Origin of the sequence: Ktedonosporobacter rubrisoli (assembly GCF_004208415.1) — a bacterium.
Taxonomy (GTDB): Bacteria; Chloroflexota; Ktedonobacteria; order Ktedonobacterales; family Ktedonobacteraceae; genus Ktedonosporobacter; species Ktedonosporobacter rubrisoli.
In genome coordinates this window covers 3,011,091-3,028,478 of the sequence record NZ_CP035758.1, presented here as the reverse complement: position 1 = coordinate 3,028,478, position 17,388 = coordinate 3,011,091, and the positions used below count along the sequence as shown (strand labels likewise).

Below are 17,388 nucleotides of genomic sequence, written 5' to 3'. Positions count from 1 at the left end.
TGCATTGAGCATAAAATGTTTGCTCAATCTGGTTCAGCAACCTTAGGCATAATTTTAGCTGAATTCAAACTTTAATGCTTATAGGCACGTTGCACGCTCAAGCTTACCTTATTCGTCTCACAAAATAAGGTTGAAGTATGTACAGGCACATCAACGACATCATAGGCAATCTTCTCAATCTTGAAAAGTGTGGCACCAGGCTCGCATTCAAGCAGCTGCGCCTCCTCTTTACGCGCGAAGATCACATCGATCACCTTCTCATTGCTGGCAATCTCTATCCCATACTGTTCATGGAGGAAGTTGTAGGTCGATTGAATCTCGCCTATCCTCTGCTCCAGGCCTGGATAGCGCGCGAGCGGATAATGAGCAATATCCAGAAATAGCGGTCGCTCATCGACGTAGAGCAAGCGCACAAGGCGTAGCAGGGCGTCACCAATGCTTCCCCTTAAGGCCTGTGCCAGTATTTCATCTGCCTCAACAATACTGCTGGAAATGATGCGCGAACCAGGTTTTTTGCCCAGCTCCGCGCTAAACTCTGAGAAGCCGCTGATCGAAAGTAACTCGTTGCGAATCTTCTTCGAAGTGACGAACGTACCTTTGCCCTGCTTGCGCGTTAGCGTGCCATCGTTGACCAGATCAGCAATCGCTTTACGAATCGTAATTCGGCTTACCTGATACATATCGCAGAGCTCTGCCTCGGTTGGAAGCTGCTCCTCCGGCTTATAGCGGCCCTGCATAATATCCTCTTTTAGCAACTGGCGCACCTGGACATAGAGAGGGGCCATGCTCGCACTTTTCAAATTCACAACTACCATATCAAGTCAATTGCCTTTCCTAGTTACCGTTCCGGTATGCAGCGCTCAACAATCAGCTAGCGAGACGCCTACAGCGGTGATATCCATCGTTGATTATAGCGTTTACCGGCTCTTTAAAGCAAATTGACTTACCAGGCGCCAAAGTAAGCGATGGTGCGGGCTGCGGGGTGCCCAGCGTAAGACAGTGCTCAATCGTATATCCCTGTAGCGTGCCATAAAGAAAGCCAGCAATGAAGGAATCGCCAGCGCCCAGCGTGTCCACAACCTTTACCGGCTCGCTACCATGCGTGTAGAAGCGCTTGCCATCATAGGCAAGGCTCCCCTTCTCGCCAAGGGTAGCCACGGCAACACGCGCCCCCCGGCCCTGGGCCTCATGCAGATAATCGCGAATATAGCTATCATCCTGCTGATAGGAAAAGAATGGATAATCAACAGCTGGTAAGAGAGGGACGACCATGGCATGCTCAAGTCTATCGGCAAAATCAAATGAGGTTATTAGACCATGGGCCTTAAATTCAGGGAAATAGCCCTCAACTTTGCCCCAGATCCCGGCGTGCACAGCCGCAAATTGTCTGATGAAGCTGAGATCCTCAGCACCCAGAGTAAAGGAAGCCAGTACACCTTCTTCATAGTCTCCCAGCAAGCGATCATTATTCACCAGCTCTATAGAGGTGACTGCGGTAGTACCAGCAAGTTGATGGAGATGCGAGACATCCACCGCGCGCTCGCGCAAAGACTCAATCAGCAGTTGTCCATAGGCATCGCTACCGACAGCGCCAACATAGGCAGCTTCAAGGCCAAAGCGCTGCAAATAAACAGCAACGTTAACAGCATTTCCGCCAGGAAAAGCCTTTTGCATTGAAGTATAGACGTCAACACAATTATCTCCAACCGTGACAACCTTCATTTCTCTTCCCTCATTGGAATAGCTCCCTTCACAGCACACCTGCTATGAAGGGAACCGTCTCGAAGCCTGCATCTATGAGAGATCGAATCTCTCTACAGGCGGGATACTACCGTATTAGTACTCGACAATGCCATAGTAGCGCCGATCATCGGGATTGTGACCATGGGCAATCGCAAAGTAGTAGGAGAACCATTCAAGTGGTACAAACATTACCATAGGAGCCAGATCGGGATGCAGGCCCTGGGAGAGCTCCTGATAATCAAAGACAATTGCATCGCCACCATGCTTGCGCACAAAACGCAGCGCGCGTTCAGTAATGTGGCGCGACTCGTCAGTACCCAGCAGGAAGACAAAAGGTACGCCTTTGTCTACGATCTCCAGTGGTCCATGACGGAACTCGCCGCTCTCAATAACGGCGCCGTGACCCCACATGAACTCCATGTTGGTAATCACTCCCTCTTTATAGGCCAGCGAGACCAGAGGACCGGCGGCAACCGTATAGAACCCTTTCCAACTACTGACCTGGCTGGCCTGCCTTGCCGCTATCTCTTCATAGTGAGAGATATGATAGTCCAGTACACCCGGCAGTTTTTCTAGATCGGCAAGAATATGCTCTACTACAGCCAGAGGCTTTGTCTGCTGGATATAGTAGCAAGCCAGTAAATAGACGCCAAGCAGGTGACACTCCCACATAGCATGCGCATTGTAGGCAAGCGCAAACTTACCCTCCTCGCCCAGGGGATTTCCCGTTCGCTCATTAACAATACTGATCGTGATCGCCCCGCGTTCGTTGGCCTTGCGCAAAGCCTTGACTACCTCCTCGGTCGTGCCCGAATGCGAGATAACAATCACCGCAGCTTTATCATCTACGGCCAGGGGAGTATGGTCTACAAATTCCCAACCTGTATAGACGTGCGCAGCAACTGTGCTATATTTGTCAAGCAGATATTTAGCAGCGTCGCCGACAGCCATCGAGCTGCCACAACCAACAAAGTAGAACTTATCTACAGCACCGGCCACGAGTTGAGCGACAATATCCGCAATTACCTCCTTCCCGTTTCTCAGAAACGCTTCCACTTCTCCCACCATACTTGACGTTACCAGGAAATCCACCTGAGACTTATCTAACTGTAACAAAAGAAATTCCTCCTTCTGATTTAATCAGCAATAGATGTTGCTTCTGCTTGCTGTTTTCTATGCTTTCTCTCCCAATAATAGTAGGCTGGCAGCCCGGTCACGCAGACAACAATAGCCGCCAGAAGTCCTTGCCAGGGGGCCCAGATAAAGGTTCCCCAGGCCATCCAGGCTGAGCCCAAAATGGAAAGCGCGGTCATGGTCTTCCAGAGTGGCGTACGGAACATCGGCTGATAATCCGCCCGCTTACGACAGAAGACGATGGATGCATACATCAGGATGTTGATAATAAGCAAGACTAGCGTAAAGTAGCCCAGCAGGGTGCTAAGGTCGGTAAGAAAGATCAAGATAATCGCGTAGCCGACCTGGAACAGGATAGAGATAGATGGCGTCTCGTATTTCGGATGCACGCGCCCAAAGATTTTAAAGAAGAGCCCATCTTTGGCCATCGCATACTCTAGACGAGGCTGGTACATGATGCAGGAACTGAGCGAACCCAGGATCACGACAACAGCCAGGGCCGAGACCACTGCAGAGGCGATCTGAGCAAAGCCGGGAATGTAGGTTACGGCATCAGAGACTGCTGACTGAGAGGCGATTAGCTTATCAAAAGGCATCAAGCCGGTGACCGCAACCGAAAGCAGGGTGTAAAGGATCATAATGATAATCGTCGAGCCTAGCAAGGCACGCGGCAAGGTCTTGTTGGGCTGCCTGAATTCTCCTGCCATATAGCAAACTGCAGCCATGCCGGTATAGGACCAGGTGGTAGCTGAGACGCCGCTCATCAGGCTGTTCATTACGCTGCTATGCTGTGCGCTCGCCGGCACAACTGTAAAGTTCCCGACTTTCATAAATATCAAGCCTATGGTAATTACCAGGGCGAAGGGCACAATTTTGGCAATAGTTATCAGCACCTGGAAGAAACCGCCCTCACGCACGCTCCGATAGTGCAGTACGGTCAGCACAACAACAATTGCCGTAGCCAGCACCTTGCCGGCAATTCCGTTGAAGAATGGGAGAAAGGGCGCCACATAGGAGACGATAGCCAGAGCCATGATCGAGATGGAGGGCGGATCAAGGGCAAAAAAGGAAGCCCAGCCATAGAGAAAGGCGAGTGGGCGAAAGCCGGCCTTATCGAGATAGACATAGCCACTCCCATTTTCTGGATATGCTGTTGAGAGTTCAGCCAGTACCAGCATCTGGGGAATAATAATTAAGCCGCCGATAATCCATGAGGCAAGGGAAAGGAGCGGAGTTCCGGCCGCACTGGCAACCTGGCCAGCCGAGACAAAAATACCGGAACCAATAGTCGTGCCAACCGCGATGGCCAACGCTGCCCAGGGACCCAGTTGACGCTTGAGCGTTGAATTGCTCATGATGTACTCCCTTTCTTTAAAGAATCGTTTCTAGCAAGTTCCCAGTCCTGCCAGGCTCCTTTGGAGCTTGCAGAGCAGCAGACAGCTATATCCCCTCAAGCCAGGCACATGCTCTCTGCAATGCTTCGGTGGGCCTGGTAGGCGAATCGCCATTCATGATTTCCAGGGTCATATAGCCGCTATACGCCGCGTCACGCAGAGCTTTTATATAGGCTTGTAGTGGCAATACGCCGTCGCCGGGAGCTAGATGTGCATCTGATGAGCCATCGCCGTCTATCAAGTGGAAATGCACAAGATCGGGGCCAAAGGCTTTGAGATACTCTTCAACAGTCTCGCGGGCCAGATACATGGCCACGGTGTCGATCATCGCCTTCAAGGCCGGAGATTGGATCTCGGCCATCATCCTGGCCAGGCCTTTTAGATCCGTGATGATATTCGACTCGAAGGGCGTGAGCGGCTCAAAAGCCAGGGTAATTCCTACCCGTTGCGCTACTTCAGCGATTTGCGCGATAGAATCGGCAGAACGCTTCCACGGCTCGTCCCCAACTTCTGAAAAATAACCCAGGCCAGAAGTTAACAAGACCAGGGAAACTTCCAGCTCAACGGCTGTATAAATACAGGCCTTAAAATAGTCGATGCTCAATTCGCGCAGTTTGCGATCGGCTGCAGCAATGTTGAAGGGATACATGCACTGCTCAGGGGTTAGACAACATAGGGTTAAACCTCGTTCCTTGATGCTTCTTTTGATATTGCGTATCTCGCTATTTGAAGCCTGACCAATATAGAGGTGCGGCGCTCCTGCCCATAGCTCGATAGCTTCAATATCCAGATGCACCATAGCATCAAGAAACATCTCAAAAGGGAAGCGACGGTACGTGATGTTCATACCAGCAATCTTCATCTTGATCACCTCCTCGTGTATCAAATTTGTTATGTATTGTCCTATAACCTTATAACATAAATTTAAGCAATTTACCAGGGCTGAGGAAAAATTTTTGCCGAATATAGTAAACTAATCCTGAGGTTCATTTTAGATACGCAAAATTAGCAATTGGCCTTTAACCTCGCCTTGCCTATTCTGTAGTTGTGTATCTATGTGAGGCTTAATATTGTCATTTATGCTTTTATCGCTAGTTCTCCCCAGCCCATGTTTTGCCCTGGCAGGATCGGCGCAGGCAAACGAGGACAGGGTGAGAAGGAAATTTTGTAATGGTAGTGCTTAAGCAAAATATCGCGCCTTGTCTGGGTAACACTATCCCTCTACCTGGGTAATTTTGGGTAAAGTTTTTACCCATATTAGCCAGGGTCTCGCTATCGGGTGCATTACTGAAAATCAGCATACATGCTCGTCCGTATGACATGTTGCGCTACGTCAGTCGGCAGGGACCAGGGGTAGCAAGAGTTTGGCGTAACCTGGAGGATCTCCATGCATGCCTTAAAAGTAATAGCTATAGTGCTATTTACAGGCTGGCAATCAATGGGCGCGCTCAGACTGGCGCATGTGCCGGACCGTTAAACTTGCAGTATTTGTTCCAAAGCTTGCGCCGTACACGCTTGTAATTATCGTCTTATCCAACATTTCTTCCGCCTGGCTTAGCCCCTTACAAAAAAGATTTAGCCAGCCATTTAACCTTTGATAGATGTCTTATTTCTCATCCGGTAGCTACACTACTAGGTAGCACAGCTTACAGGACCTATCCTGAAAAGTTATTTCAGCTAAAAATACACAAAATAAGCGGCAATCTTAGTAGCCCATCTAAAGAAGAGGCAGATGACCTAGTGCTTTAAAGCAGCACTATAGCATGAAATCATGCCTTGAGTTAAAAGCAGGAGTCTCATCCCTGGCATTAGCTGGCCACTGAAGCCGTTCTGGCCCAACTCTTTGGCAGCCAGATGAAAAATCCAGAAAGAGATGGCAGGAGAAAGGATTAGCAAGCATGGCACAGACTTTTCCCTCAGCCTCACATACCTCGGCATTGCAAGGTCTTGAGGAATTTATAGAGACGATCAGGCAGGAATGGCAGGTACCTGGATTAGGGATAGGTATAACCAGGGACGGCGAGACAATATTTTCCAGTGGCTTTGGCAAACGCAATCTGGCTGATAATCAAGCTGTAACTCCCCAAACCCTGTTCGCCATCGGCTCGTGCTCCAAGGCATTCACGGCGCTGGCGCTCGCTATACTTGTCGACGAGGGAAAACTTGACTGGGATACGCCTATCAAGCAGTATATCCCCACGTTTAAGCTGGCCGACAATGTGGCTACCGAACACGCGACCGCACGCGATCTGCTCTGCCATCGCACTGGTCTGGCGCGCAACGAAATGATGTGGTTTAACTCGACCATTTCGCGCAAAGAGCTGGTTGACAGATTGCGCTACTGCGAAGCGCAGCACTCCTTCCGCTCCACCTGGCTCTATCAAAATATGATGTTTGCCCTCGCTGGCTACCTGGTAGAGGTCCTGAGCGGTCAGAGTTGGGAAGAGTTTGTCAGGGAACGCATCTTTTTGCCCCTGGGCATGCGCAACAGCAACTTCTCGGTACACGAATCCCAGCAGAGCAGCGATTTCTCCTTGCCTTATAAGTTAGAAGCTGGCGAGGTCAAACGCGACTGGTTCTATGATCGCTTTGATGCCGTGGGACCAGCCGGCTCGATCAACTCGAATATAGAGGATATGCTGCAATGGCTACGTTGCATGCTGCAGCAGAGCCAGTATGGCGAGAACGGGCAGCGCCTGGTCTCTGCAGCTCAGTTTGAGCAACTTATCACCCCTCACATGATAGTGCCAGTTCAACCTGGATTGGAAAGATATCAAGAAGAGTTTTATAGAACCTATGCGCTGGGCTGGGCCGTTAACTCCTACCGAGGGCATACGCTGTTTACCCATACTGGTGGAATCAATGGCTTTATCTCTCAGGTTACGGGCTTTCCCGATGATGGAATTGGCGTGGTCGTCCTCACGAATCTAGGAGACCCTCTTGGCGAGATCACTAAAGTGATTACTTATCATCTCGCTGATCGCCTGCTTGGCCTGGATGAACTCAACTGGAACGAGCGCTGTCACAAAGCCGCCGACTACCTGCGCAAGCTGTCTGAAGATGCAGAAAATGAGCCTAAAGAGGTTCACAGCGCTAATGCTCCTCTCTCACATCCGCTGAGCGCCTACGCAGGCGAGTACAGGCATCCAGGTTTTGGCACGTTCACCATTGCGGCCGCCGAAAATGGCCTCAAGGGCATTCTCAATGACCTTGAGTACAGCTTTGAACATGATCTCTATGACGTGTTTAGCGTCTCGGAAAAGACCTTAGACCTGGCATGCAAAATTGTCTTTATGTCCAACATCAAGGGTGATATAGATAGTTTCTCCATCCCTCTTGATCCGGAGGTAAGCCCTATCGTGTTCACACGCGCTTTAGCTAATGATGCAGACTAATCATCTGCCCATTCTGCCTGCTCTCCATTTCACCGATGTGACGCAGACCAGTCGTCCTTATTTTTCTCTCGTTATGCTTCTCCGTGGCGCATTCGAACTGCGCCACGAGCGCATCTATCTGGTCAAAGAGCCCACCTGAATACATGCTTCTTACAAAGGAGAGGAAGTCCGCATGCCAGACCGCCTATTTGTGCGCAAGTTGCCGCCCATCCTGTTATGCTTATTTGCGCTACTGCTCGTCGGCTGTGGGGCAACGTCCCCCGGCCCCAACAATAGCAATCTTACACCCGCTCCGGCTGATAAACAGGTCTTGCGCTATCCTATCGGCGCAGCCGATTTCGGCACGCTAGATCCCGCCCGTGCTATGCTTGATATCGATAATTTTACGATCCAGATGATCTTTACTGGCCTGGTCGAGCTCAAGTCCGATGGCACGTTGATCGACCAGATGGCCGCCTCTCATCAGATCTCGGCGGATGGTCTGACCTATACCTTCAAGCTCAAGCCCAATTTAAAGTTCAGCGATGGCAGCCCGATAACGGCTGAGGATATCGCTTATAGCATCAATCGCGTCCTTTCTCCGGAGACGAAATCTCCAACTTCTTCCTTGCTGGAGCCCATCAAAGACTCCGACAAAATACTTGCAGGCAAGATTCCGACCCTTATCGGCGATAGCCTGCTTGTCAAGGACCTGCAGACCATCTCGATTGCACTGAGCAGTCCCGCTGCCTATTTCCTGCAAGCGCTGTCTGGACCTGAGGCGTTTACCGTTAACAAGAGGCTAATCGAGAAATATGGCTCCAAATGGACCGATCATCTAGCCGAGGGAGCCGGCTCGGGACCATTCCAGGCTCAGGCCTACGATCACAACACAGGGCTGACTCTGGTGCCAAATCCCAATTATTCAGGCCCTCAATCCAAGCTGCAAAAGATCGAGATGCTACGCTCGGGAGACGTGGACACCACCTACAAAACCTACCAGACAGGTCAGCTCGATTACACCACTGTCCCAACAATCCAGCTCGCCAGTGCGAAGCAACGCAAAGATTTTCACCAGGTGCCCATCCTTCAGATGACCGCCATAACGATGAACTTTCTGGCCAAACCCTTTAATAACGTCAAGATTCGCCAGGCTTTCGCCCTGGCCGTCAATAAAGACCTGCTGGCCGAGAATGTCATGCACGGAGCAACGGCCCCCACCAATCATATTTTGCCCCTGGGTATGCCTGGCTATAATAAAGCGTTTACCGGTGTGGCCGGTGTGAGCAGCACGCGAGGAGATGCCAGCAAAGCGAAACAGCTCTTGCAGGAGGGTATGCAGGAAGAGGGCTATGCCAGCGTCAATCAGCTTCCCCGATAACCTTTACCTACATTGCTGACGATAGTGACCTTGCCAACATCGCCGCAGTACTGGTGCAGCAGTGGCAAGCAGTACTGGGCGTTACTGTGAAGGCCTCAGTGGCAACCTATCAAGTCCTGATTCAAGAGCGACTGAATACCATTGGCAACTCGGGACCGCTGCAGATCTGGATGTTACAATTTGGCAACTATGCCGATCCCCAGGGCTGGCTGAGCTTCTACTATGGCAAAGGGGCCTCGTACAATACCCTGAACTATGGGCTGAGCAAAGGGAAGCTGGGAGCTGCCCAACAGGCGGTACAGCAAGAATTGCAGCAGGCGGATACAAATCTTAATCCCCAGCAACGTACCCAACAATACAACGATGCCGAGCTAAAACTTGCCAACGATGTAGCCTGGCTTCCGCTCTTCCAGACCGAGTTGCAGGTACTCGTCAATCCTAAATTACAAAACTTCCCACTGAGTCCGGTCGGGCTCATCGAGCCAGATGCCTGGAGCAAAATGTACTTTGTACAGTAGATACTACGATGCATTGAAGCAATAGTAAGGAGTAGAATCAATGGCACAAGCTTCGTCACTTCCCTCGCCTGCCCAACGGCTGCAAAGCTACGAGGAGTTCGCCCTGGCGCGCATGCAGGAATGGAAAGTACCCGGTGTCGCCGTTGGCATCATCAAAGATGATGAGGTGATTTACACGCGTGGATTTGGTCAGCGTGATCGAGAGCAAGGTCTGGCGATGACGCCTCAGACAGTCTTTTGCATAGCCTCTTGCACCAAAGCCTATGTAGCCATGGGCCTGGCCATGCTGGTGGATGAGGGCAAGCTTGACTGGGATGTTCCGTTGCGCAACTACTTGCCCGAATTCCAGCTCTCGGATAGCGTGGCCAGCGAGCGCGTGACCACCCGCGACATCCTCTCGCATCGCACTGGTCTGCCGCGCCACGACCTGCTCGCCGAGAATACTTATTTCCCGCTACCAGAACTCGTCAAGCGCCTCCGCCATCTTGAGCTCACTAAGGATTTGCGCGCAGGCTGGCAATACAATAATTTGCTCTACGCAACGGCCGGCTATCTGCTAGAGACGCTGAGCGGGCAGAGCTGGGACGCCTTCATCCGTCAGCGCATTCGGGAGCCGTTGGGCATGAACAATACTGGCTTTAGCCTGCAGGAGATGCGCCAGGCAGCGGAATATGCAGCGCCCTACAGACTGGAGAAAGGTGAGCTGCAACGCACTTCCTATTATTCTCCTGAGACAATGACCGATGCGCCCGCCGGATCAATGGCTTCCAATGTAGATGATACCTTAAAGTGGGTGCGCTGCCTGATTAACGGCACAAAGTACGGCGATGGCGAGCAACGCCTGGTTTCTCAGGCTCAATATGAGCAACTTATCGGACCCCAAATGATTGTACCCCGCGGGGAGCTTCGAAGCGAGGCATATCCTGAAGAATCACACTATTGTTACGGGCTAGGTTGGTGGACCTTCACCTACCGAGGACATCGAGTCGTGCAGCATAGTGGGGGCGTGCCAGGCTTTAGCCTGCTCACTACCTTCTTGCCCGATGACAAACTTGGTATCGTTACATTTACCAATCGTGAGGCTTACCAGGTTGCGGTACATAGCATCTTTACCTTCAATCTTTGCGATCGTGTGCTGGGGCTAGATGAGATGCCGTGGAACGAACGCACACGGCAATCATTTGATACGGCGGTAGAGCGGCAAAAACAACAGCGCAAAGAGGAAGACGCCAAGCAGGTAAAAGATGCCCCTCCTTCTCATCCCTTGAGCGCTTACGTTGGCCAGTACGAGCATCCCGGCTACGGCGCCTTCACCGTCTCTCTGGATGAGCAGGGCTTAAAGGGCCTTTACAACAACGTAGAATATAGGTTTACTCACTTCCACTACGATGTGTTTCAGACCGAGCTGGCATATTATGAGTATCGTTTCAAGGTTTCGTTTGCTACCGATCTCGATGGCAATGTAGCAAGTCTGGCGGCACCTTTGGAGCCGGCGGCGAACCCGATTGTATTTAAGCGCGTTGCGGTCAAGGCCGCTCAAGAGTAGCCAGGCCGGCACTCTTCCTTAATGGTGGGGCTGTCTGCATACCGCCTCTCCATCTATTCGCGAACTTACCCGGCCAACAATGTAGTTGGCATGTAGAAGAGCGCCCTGGATGTGGTGAGAAAGGCCTGAATCGTTGAACTTCCTGGCTCTCAAACCTTGGAGGGCCGGGAAGGCCGGGTATCAGATAGTTATATAATGAATCTTTTCACTAGAAGAGGTATTTATGTCTCGTGCAACTCATAGAGAGCGCCTGCACGGCTACGAAGAATTCGTAGATCACGTTATGCAAACATGGCAAATTCCGGGCGTAGCGATTGGCATTGTCAAAGATGATGAGGTGATTTACGCGCGCGGCTTTGGCCAACGTGATCGAGAACAAGGCCTTGAAACGACGCCGCAAAGTATCTTTGCCATCGGCTCCTGCACGAAGGCCTTTGTGGCAATGAGCCTGGCAATGCTTGTGGACGAGGGTAAGCTTGCTTGGGATGCGCCTCTACGCAACTACTTGCCCGAGTTCAAGCTGGCCGATAGTGTCACGAGCGAGCGCCTGACTACCCGCGATATTCTCACACACCGCAGCGGCTTGCCCGGACATGACGCGCTGGCCTATAACTCTCTTGTCACGGTCAAAGAGCTCATTGGGCGTTTGCCCCATCTTGAGTTCAACAAAGATCTTCGCGCCGGCTGGCAATACAATAACCTGCTCTACGGTGTGGCTGGCTACCTCTTAGAGGCAATCAGCGGGCAGAGCTGGGACGCCTTCATCCGCCAGCGCATTTTGGAGCCGCTGGGCATGAATAGTACCAGCTTTAGCGTTCAGGATGTACAGCGCGCCGCAGACTATGCCCTGCCCTATAAAACTATCAAGGGCAAGACGCAACGCACCCGTTTCTATCCCAGGTTCAATAAGGGTACATCCTACGATCCGGCAGGAGCTCTGAACTCGAATGTCGAGGACATGACTAAGTGGCTGCGCGCTCTGCTCAAACAGAGCAGGTACGGCGAGCAACGCCTGGTCTCCGAAGCACAGTTTAAGCAGATTCTTGAGCCACAGGGTATCATTCCTATCGATCATTATCAGGTGGGGATGAAGTATCCAGAAGAGGCTCGCTATTGTGCGGCGCTGGGCTGGCGAGTCTTCAGTTACCGGGGCCATGAGCTAGCGCAACATAGCGGAGGTATTGATGGCTTCACGGTCATGACGACCTTCCTGCCCGATGATAATCTAGGCATCGTTGTCTTAACCAATCTAGAGTTCGAAGCCGTGCTGTTTCCCAATATATTTGCCTTTAATATCTGCGATCGACTTCTGGGACTTGATGAGTTGCCCTGGAACGAGCGCATGCTGCGTGGCAGCGCGCAAGCGCTTGAGCTGAAGAAGCAGGCGCAGCAAGCACTTACCGAGGGACAGGTGCCTGGTACGGCCCTCTCGCATCCCTTGAGCGCTTATGCCGGCCAATACGAGCATCCCGGCTATGGCCTGCTCACCCTGACTGTCGAAGGTGAGGGCTTAAAGGCGTTCTATAACGACCTGGAATACAGCCTAACCCATTTTCACTATGATGCCTTCCTGGCCTATCAGAGCCACTTTGATCTCACGCTAAAAGTCTCTTTCGGCACAAATCTCGCCGGCAATATCGCGAGCCTGGCGGTTCCGTTAGAGCCGGAGGTAAACCCAATTGTTTTCACGCGTCTTTCATGAATGTGCTAAGGGACGGCTTAGTTATTTTTGTCGTGAGTATGAAGAGGTCTGCCCGGCCAGTCAGGGCAACTTTCTGCCGACTTTCAAAGCAGCGTTCACGCCGGCCCGAAGAGTAATTTCGCCAGGGCCCGATGCAATTTCACTTTGCTAGAAAGGGGAGAATGAACAACATAATACATCTCTAGCGCCTGGTTCCGAAGCGCAATGTTTCTTCTTTAGCCACTTTTTGCTCTGCCCGGCTGGCAGTGGCAACGAGGCCACGAGAATGCTACCAGTTCGGCAGAGCACTGCTGCTACGTTGCAACCTAAGCACTATTTTTTACTTCATAATGAATGCGAGTCAGGCATTCAAGGAGGGGTTTCGCATGTCAGAGCACATCCGCATCCGCAAAGTGCTCCTGTCAAGTATTTTATGCCTACTGACGCTACTCATCGTAGCTTGTGGAGGACCAACTCCACAGACAAACAATGCTGATCAGGAGCCCGCCCCGGCCAGCCAGCAGGTTTTTCGCTTTCCCATTGGTCCCGAGGATTTTCGTGTACTGGACCCCGCGCTTTCTAGTCTGATTGTGGATAATCAGGCGATTGGCGTGATCTTTACTGGCCTGGTCGCACTTGATCGTAACCTGAACATCATCGATCAGATGGCTCAGTCGCATAGCATCTCCTCAGACGGAATTACCTATACCTTCAAGCTCAAGCCTAATCTCAAGTTCAGCGATGGCACGCCGCTGAAGGCTCAGGACATCGCCTATAGTATCGACCGCGCATTATCGCCAGCCATAAAATCACCCACAGCCTCGTCTCTTGACGTGCTGAAGGATTGGGACAAAATGATTACTGGCAAAATCCCAACGCTCATCGGCGACAGCTTGATCGTTAAGGATGAGAACACCCTAGTTTTCGTGCTGGCGCACCCGGCCTCCTACTTCCTCCAATCTCTAGCCGGCAACACAACTGCCTTGCCAGTCAACAAGAAGCTGATTGACAAGTATGGCAGCAGTTGGACCGAACACCTGGCCGAAGGTGGGGGTTCAGGTCCGTTCAAAGTGGAGCAGTATGATCACAACAAAGGATTGACCCTGGTCCCCAATACCAACTATTATGGGCCGATCCCCAAATTGCAAAAGCTGGAAATGCTGCGCTCGGGCGATACAGACACTACCTATAAGAGCTATCAGGCAACCCAGCTTGATTACACCCCTGTGCCGCGCGTCCATCTGAACGAGGCCAAAAACCGTAAAGACTTCCAACATTCACCTGAGCTGCACCTTAACTATATCATGCTGAACTATCTGGCCAAACCCTTTGATAACATCAAGATCCGCCAGGCTTTTGCCCTGGCTGTCAACAAGGACTTGATCGCTGAGAAAGTCATGTACGGTTCAGTGACCCCCACAAATCATCTGATGCCCGAGGGCTTGCCCGGCCTGAATAAGAATCTGAGTGGCCCTGCAGGCGTCAAGAGCACCAAAGGAGATCCCGCCAAAGCCAAGCAGTTGCTCCAGGAGGGCATGCAGGAAGAGGGCTATGCCAGCGTCAGCCAGTTGCCGCCGATTACTTTTATCTATTATGCAGGTAGTGCTGACCTTGCCAACGTCGTCGCCGTCGTGGTCCAGCAGTGGCAAACGGTGCTAGGGGTTACTGTAAAATCCAGTGTCGTGAGCAGTGATGTGTTAACACAACAATCGCTAAACACCACAGGAAATTCAGGCCCCTTGCAGATCTGGCTGTCGGGCCTGGCTAACTATCCCGATCCACAGGGCTGGCTCACTTTTGACTTCGGCAAGGGAGCCTCTTTCAACTTCGTCAATTACGGCCAGAATAAGAGCAAGAATGCTGCCGCGCAACAGGCTGTGCAGGAGGAACTGCAAAAGGCCGATATCAATCTTAATCCCCAGGAGCGCACCCAGCAGTACAACGATGCCGAACAAAAGATCGTCAACGACGTTGGCTGGATTTCGCTCTTCCAGAGCCAGGTTCTGGCCCTGATAAATCCCAAGTTGCGTAACTATCCAGTCACCCCTCTGGGCTTTGGAGGCTTTGAGCCGGATGCCTGGGGCAACATCTACATGGCTAAATAGCCGTTTGTCGCTGAGGACATTTGGCTTGAGCACAAGGGTACACTAATTTGCAATGTGCCGCGCGAGCAGGTTCAATCTGGCTGTTCAGCAGTTCAGGAACAGCTTGTCCGCGCAGCGCGTTTTTCAGATCATCAATGCAGTTCATGTGATGGAGAATACACGCTATATCAGATTTGTATCTTCATCCGTCATTTTTTGCTCCGCTCGGTTGGCAGTGGCAACGAGGCCACGAGAATGCTACCAGTTAGGCAGAGCACTGCTGCTGCTACGTTGCTGCTCGCACAAGTACTGGAAGACAGCACCATCCCACGCTGATCAAGCTTGATCGTTCCAGGACAGTGTGGCCCCAGCAAGTAGAGGCGGCATATGCACTATTTTTTACTTTATTTTATAAGGAGGGATTTCGCATGTCAGAGCACATCCGCGTCCGCAAAGTGCTCCTATCAAGTATTTTATGCCTGCTGACGCTACTCATCGTAGCTTGTGGAGGACCAACTCCACAGGCAAACAACGCTGATCAGGAGCCCGCCCCGGCCAGCCAGCAGGTTTTTCGCTTTCCCATTGGTCCCGAGGATTTCCAGGTGTTGGACCCCGCGCTTTCCTCAATGATTGTGGATAATCAGGCGATTAGCATTATCTTTACTGGCCTGATCACTCTTGATCGTAACCTGAACATCATCGATCAGATGGCTCAGTCGCATAGCATCTCCTCAGACGGAATTACCTATACCTTCAAGCTCAAGCCTAATCTCAAGTTCAGCGATGGCACGCCGCTGAAGGCTCAGGACATCGCCTATAGTATCAACCGCGCATTATCGCCAGCCATAAAATCACCCACAGCCACATTCCTTGATGTGCTGAAGGATTGGGACAAAATGATTACTGGCAAAATCCCAACGCTCATCGGCGACAGCTTGATTGTTAAGGATGAGAATACCCTAGTTTTCGTGCTGGCGCACCCGGCCTCCTACTTCCTTCAGACCCTTGCCGGTAGCACGATCGCTCTGCCAGTCAACAAGAAGCTCATTGACAAGTATGGCAGCAAGTGGACCGAACACCTGGCCGAAGGTGGGGGTTCAGGTCCGTTCAAGGTAGCACAGTATGATCACAATAAAGGATTGACCCTGGTCCCCAATACCAACTATTATGGGCCAATCCCTAAACTGCAAAAGCTGGAAATGCTGCGCTCGGGCGATACAGACACTACCTATAAGGGCTATCAGACTGGCCAGCTTGATTACGCTACTGTACCGCTTACCCACCTGAGCGAGGTTAAGAACCGTAAAGACTTCCAACACTCACCTGAGCTACTACTCGACTATGTTGAAATGAACTATCTGGCCAAACCCTTTGATAACATCAAGATCCGCCAGGCCTTTGCCCTGGCTGTCAACAAGGACTTGATTGCCGAGAAAGTGATGCGTGGCTCAGTAACCCCCACGAATCATCTGATGCCTGAGGGCATGCCCGGCCTGAATAAGGACCTCAGCGGTCCCGCAGGCGTCAAGAGCACCAAAGGAGATCCCGCCAAAGCCAAGCAGTTGCTCCAGGAGGGCATGCAGGAAGAGGGCTATGCCAGCGTCAGCCAGTTGCCTCCCCTCATCTTTACCTACTCCACCGGTAGCACTGACATTGCCAACATCGTCGCCGTATTGGTCCAGCAGTGGCAAACTGTGCTGGGCGTTACTGTAAAATCCAGTGTCGTGAGCGGTGAGGCGCTTTCGCAACAATGGATGAGCACCATTGGGAATTCGGGCCCCTTACAGATCTGGCTGATGGGAATGGGGAACTATCCCGATCCACAGGGCTGGGTGACTTTTAACTTCGGCAAGGGAGCCTCTTTCAACTTCGCCAATTATGGCCAGAATAAGAGCAAGAATGCTGCCGCGCAACAGGCTGTGCAGGAGGAGTTGCAAAAGGCCGATATCAATCTTAATCCCCAGGAGCGCACCCAGCAGTACAACGATGCCGAACAGAAGATCGTCAACGATGTTGGCTGGCTCACGCTCTTCCAGGGACAATTTCAATTACTCATAAATCCCAAATTGCGCAACTATCCAGTCACCCCTCTGGGCTTCGGAGGCTTCGAGCCGGACGCCTGGGGCAACATCTACATGGCTAAATAACCGCTTGTTGCTGAGGGCAATTGTCTTCAGCACAAGGCACCATCATGAGCAATGCCGCGCGGGCAAACTCAAGCAGGCTGGTCATCAATCCAGGAATAGCTTGTCCGCGCGGCACGTTTTTCTGTTCACCGTTGCCGATCCTACATTACAAAATATTTCTGTATCGGATTTATATCTTTATAACTGAGATATTTATTTTTGCCAAAACTCTGATTATACTCGAATTAGGCTCAAGGGCATAGCGGCACAAAAATTACTAGCGTGCTGGCGTCGAGCATCGGGTGCGGCATTTTGCCTTTGAGTGCGGCAAACTTCCAGGGAAACGGGTGCCTGATGACTATCCAATGAAAAGCAGTCTTCTCGCTGCACAATATGCTGTCACTTTT

General features: G+C 51.5%; 14 protein-coding genes. 8 read left to right on the top strand and 6 right to left on the bottom strand.

The window, feature by feature from the left end:
* Positions 1 to 71 precede the first annotated feature (71 nt).
* The 5 genes from EPA93_RS13660 to EPA93_RS13640 form a co-directional block, all read right to left on the bottom strand.
* The gene (locus EPA93_RS13660; RefSeq protein ID WP_207229533.1) at positions 72 to 815 is read right to left on the bottom strand and encodes a GntR family transcriptional regulator; all 744 of its coding nucleotides are present in this window, start codon (positions 813 to 815) and stop codon (positions 72 to 74) included.
* Positions 816 to 867: 52 nt separating this feature from the next.
* Positions 868 to 1,722 carry a fructoselysine 6-kinase gene (frlD, locus tag EPA93_RS13655; RefSeq protein ID WP_129888057.1) on the bottom strand — a complete coding sequence of 285 codons (855 nt, stop codon included), beginning with the start codon at positions 1,720 to 1,722 and terminating at the stop codon, positions 868 to 870.
* 114 nt (positions 1,723 to 1,836) lie between these two features.
* Positions 1,837 to 2,859, bottom strand: a complete 1,023-nt coding sequence (locus EPA93_RS13650; protein ID WP_129888056.1) for an SIS domain-containing protein — start codon at positions 2,857 to 2,859, stop codon at positions 1,837 to 1,839.
* Positions 2,860 to 2,879: 20 nt separating this feature from the next.
* Positions 2,880 to 4,232, bottom strand: coding sequence for an amino acid permease (locus EPA93_RS13645; RefSeq protein ID WP_129888055.1), 1,353 nt, complete (start codon positions 4,230 to 4,232; stop codon positions 2,880 to 2,882).
* An 85-nt stretch (positions 4,233 to 4,317) separates the two neighbouring features.
* Positions 4,318 to 5,133 (bottom strand): TIM barrel protein, encoded by an 816-nt coding sequence (locus EPA93_RS13640; RefSeq protein ID WP_129888054.1) that lies wholly within the window; start codon positions 5,131 to 5,133, stop codon positions 4,318 to 4,320.
* Between the two features lie 1,036 nt (positions 5,134 to 6,169).
* On the opposite strand from EPA93_RS13640, the gene EPA93_RS13635 reads away from it, so the two are divergent.
* The 8 genes from EPA93_RS13635 to EPA93_RS13605 all read left to right on the top strand — a co-directional run bounded on the left by EPA93_RS13635 (position 6,170) and on the right by EPA93_RS13605 (position 17,002).
* Positions 6,170 to 7,666 (top strand): serine hydrolase, encoded by a 1,497-nt coding sequence (locus EPA93_RS13635; RefSeq protein ID WP_129888053.1) that lies wholly within the window; start codon positions 6,170 to 6,172, stop codon positions 7,664 to 7,666.
* On the top strand, positions 7,653 to 7,805 hold the full coding sequence (locus EPA93_RS48345; protein WP_165423080.1) for a hypothetical protein: 153 nt from the start codon (positions 7,653 to 7,655) through the stop codon (positions 7,803 to 7,805). The genes EPA93_RS13635 and EPA93_RS48345 overlap by 14 nt, the downstream gene beginning before the upstream one ends.
* A 33-nt stretch (positions 7,806 to 7,838) precedes the next feature.
* Positions 7,839 to 9,026, top strand: coding sequence for a peptide ABC transporter substrate-binding protein (locus EPA93_RS13630; protein WP_129888052.1), 1,188 nt, complete (start codon positions 7,839 to 7,841; stop codon positions 9,024 to 9,026).
* Positions 9,027 to 9,124: 98 nt separating this feature from the next.
* The gene (locus EPA93_RS13625) at positions 9,125 to 9,544 is read left to right on the top strand and encodes a periplasmic substrate-binding domain-containing protein (RefSeq protein ID WP_129888051.1); all 420 of its coding nucleotides are present in this window, start codon (positions 9,125 to 9,127) and stop codon (positions 9,542 to 9,544) included.
* Positions 9,545 to 9,584: 40 nt separating this feature from the next.
* Positions 9,585 to 11,090 (top strand): serine hydrolase, encoded by a 1,506-nt coding sequence (locus EPA93_RS13620; RefSeq protein ID WP_129888050.1) that lies wholly within the window; start codon positions 9,585 to 9,587, stop codon positions 11,088 to 11,090.
* Between the two features lie 223 nt (positions 11,091 to 11,313).
* Complete coding sequence (locus tag EPA93_RS13615) at positions 11,314 to 12,792, top strand: serine hydrolase (protein ID WP_129888049.1); 1,479 nt, start codon at positions 11,314 to 11,316, stop codon at positions 12,790 to 12,792.
* Between the two features lie 365 nt (positions 12,793 to 13,157).
* A complete protein-coding gene (locus EPA93_RS13610; protein WP_165423079.1) occupies positions 13,158 to 14,876 on the top strand; it encodes a peptide ABC transporter substrate-binding protein in 1,719 nt (572 codons plus the stop codon).
* Between the two features lie 407 nt (positions 14,877 to 15,283).
* Complete coding sequence (locus tag EPA93_RS13605; RefSeq protein ID WP_129888047.1) at positions 15,284 to 17,002, top strand: peptide ABC transporter substrate-binding protein; 1,719 nt, start codon at positions 15,284 to 15,286, stop codon at positions 17,000 to 17,002.
* On the opposite strand, the gene EPA93_RS50310 is transcribed toward EPA93_RS13605, so the two are convergent.
* The gene (locus EPA93_RS50310) at positions 16,995 to 17,117 is read right to left on the bottom strand and encodes a hypothetical protein (protein WP_277988889.1); all 123 of its coding nucleotides are present in this window, start codon (positions 17,115 to 17,117) and stop codon (positions 16,995 to 16,997) included. The genes EPA93_RS13605 and EPA93_RS50310 overlap by 8 nt on opposite strands.
* Positions 17,118 to 17,388 lie beyond the last annotated feature (271 nt).

Coding starts and splice junctions, on each gene's coding strand:
- EPA93_RS13645 (WP_129888055.1), bottom strand. CDS start 4,232: ATGAGCAATTCAACGCTCAAGCGTCAACTGGGTCCCTGGGCAGCGTTG.
- EPA93_RS13635 (WP_129888053.1), top strand. CDS start 6,170: ATGGCACAGACTTTTCCCTCAGCCTCACATACCTCGGCATTGCAAGGT.
- frlD (WP_129888057.1), bottom strand. CDS start 1,722: ATGAAGGTTGTCACGGTTGGAGATAATTGTGTTGACGTCTATACTTCA.
- EPA93_RS48345 (WP_165423080.1), top strand. CDS start 7,653: ATGATGCAGACTAATCATCTGCCCATTCTGCCTGCTCTCCATTTCACC.
- EPA93_RS13640 (WP_129888054.1), bottom strand. CDS start 5,133: ATGAAGATTGCTGGTATGAACATCACGTACCGTCGCTTCCCTTTTGAG.
- EPA93_RS13610 (WP_165423079.1), top strand. CDS start 13,158: ATGTCAGAGCACATCCGCATCCGCAAAGTGCTCCTGTCAAGTATTTTA.
- EPA93_RS13630 (WP_129888052.1), top strand. CDS start 7,839: ATGCCAGACCGCCTATTTGTGCGCAAGTTGCCGCCCATCCTGTTATGC.
- EPA93_RS13615 (WP_129888049.1), top strand. CDS start 11,314: ATGTCTCGTGCAACTCATAGAGAGCGCCTGCACGGCTACGAAGAATTC.
- EPA93_RS13620 (WP_129888050.1), top strand. CDS start 9,585: ATGGCACAAGCTTCGTCACTTCCCTCGCCTGCCCAACGGCTGCAAAGC.
- EPA93_RS13605 (WP_129888047.1), top strand. CDS start 15,284: ATGTCAGAGCACATCCGCGTCCGCAAAGTGCTCCTATCAAGTATTTTA.
- EPA93_RS13660 (WP_207229533.1), bottom strand. CDS start 815: ATGGTAGTTGTGAATTTGAAAAGTGCGAGCATGGCCCCTCTCTATGTC.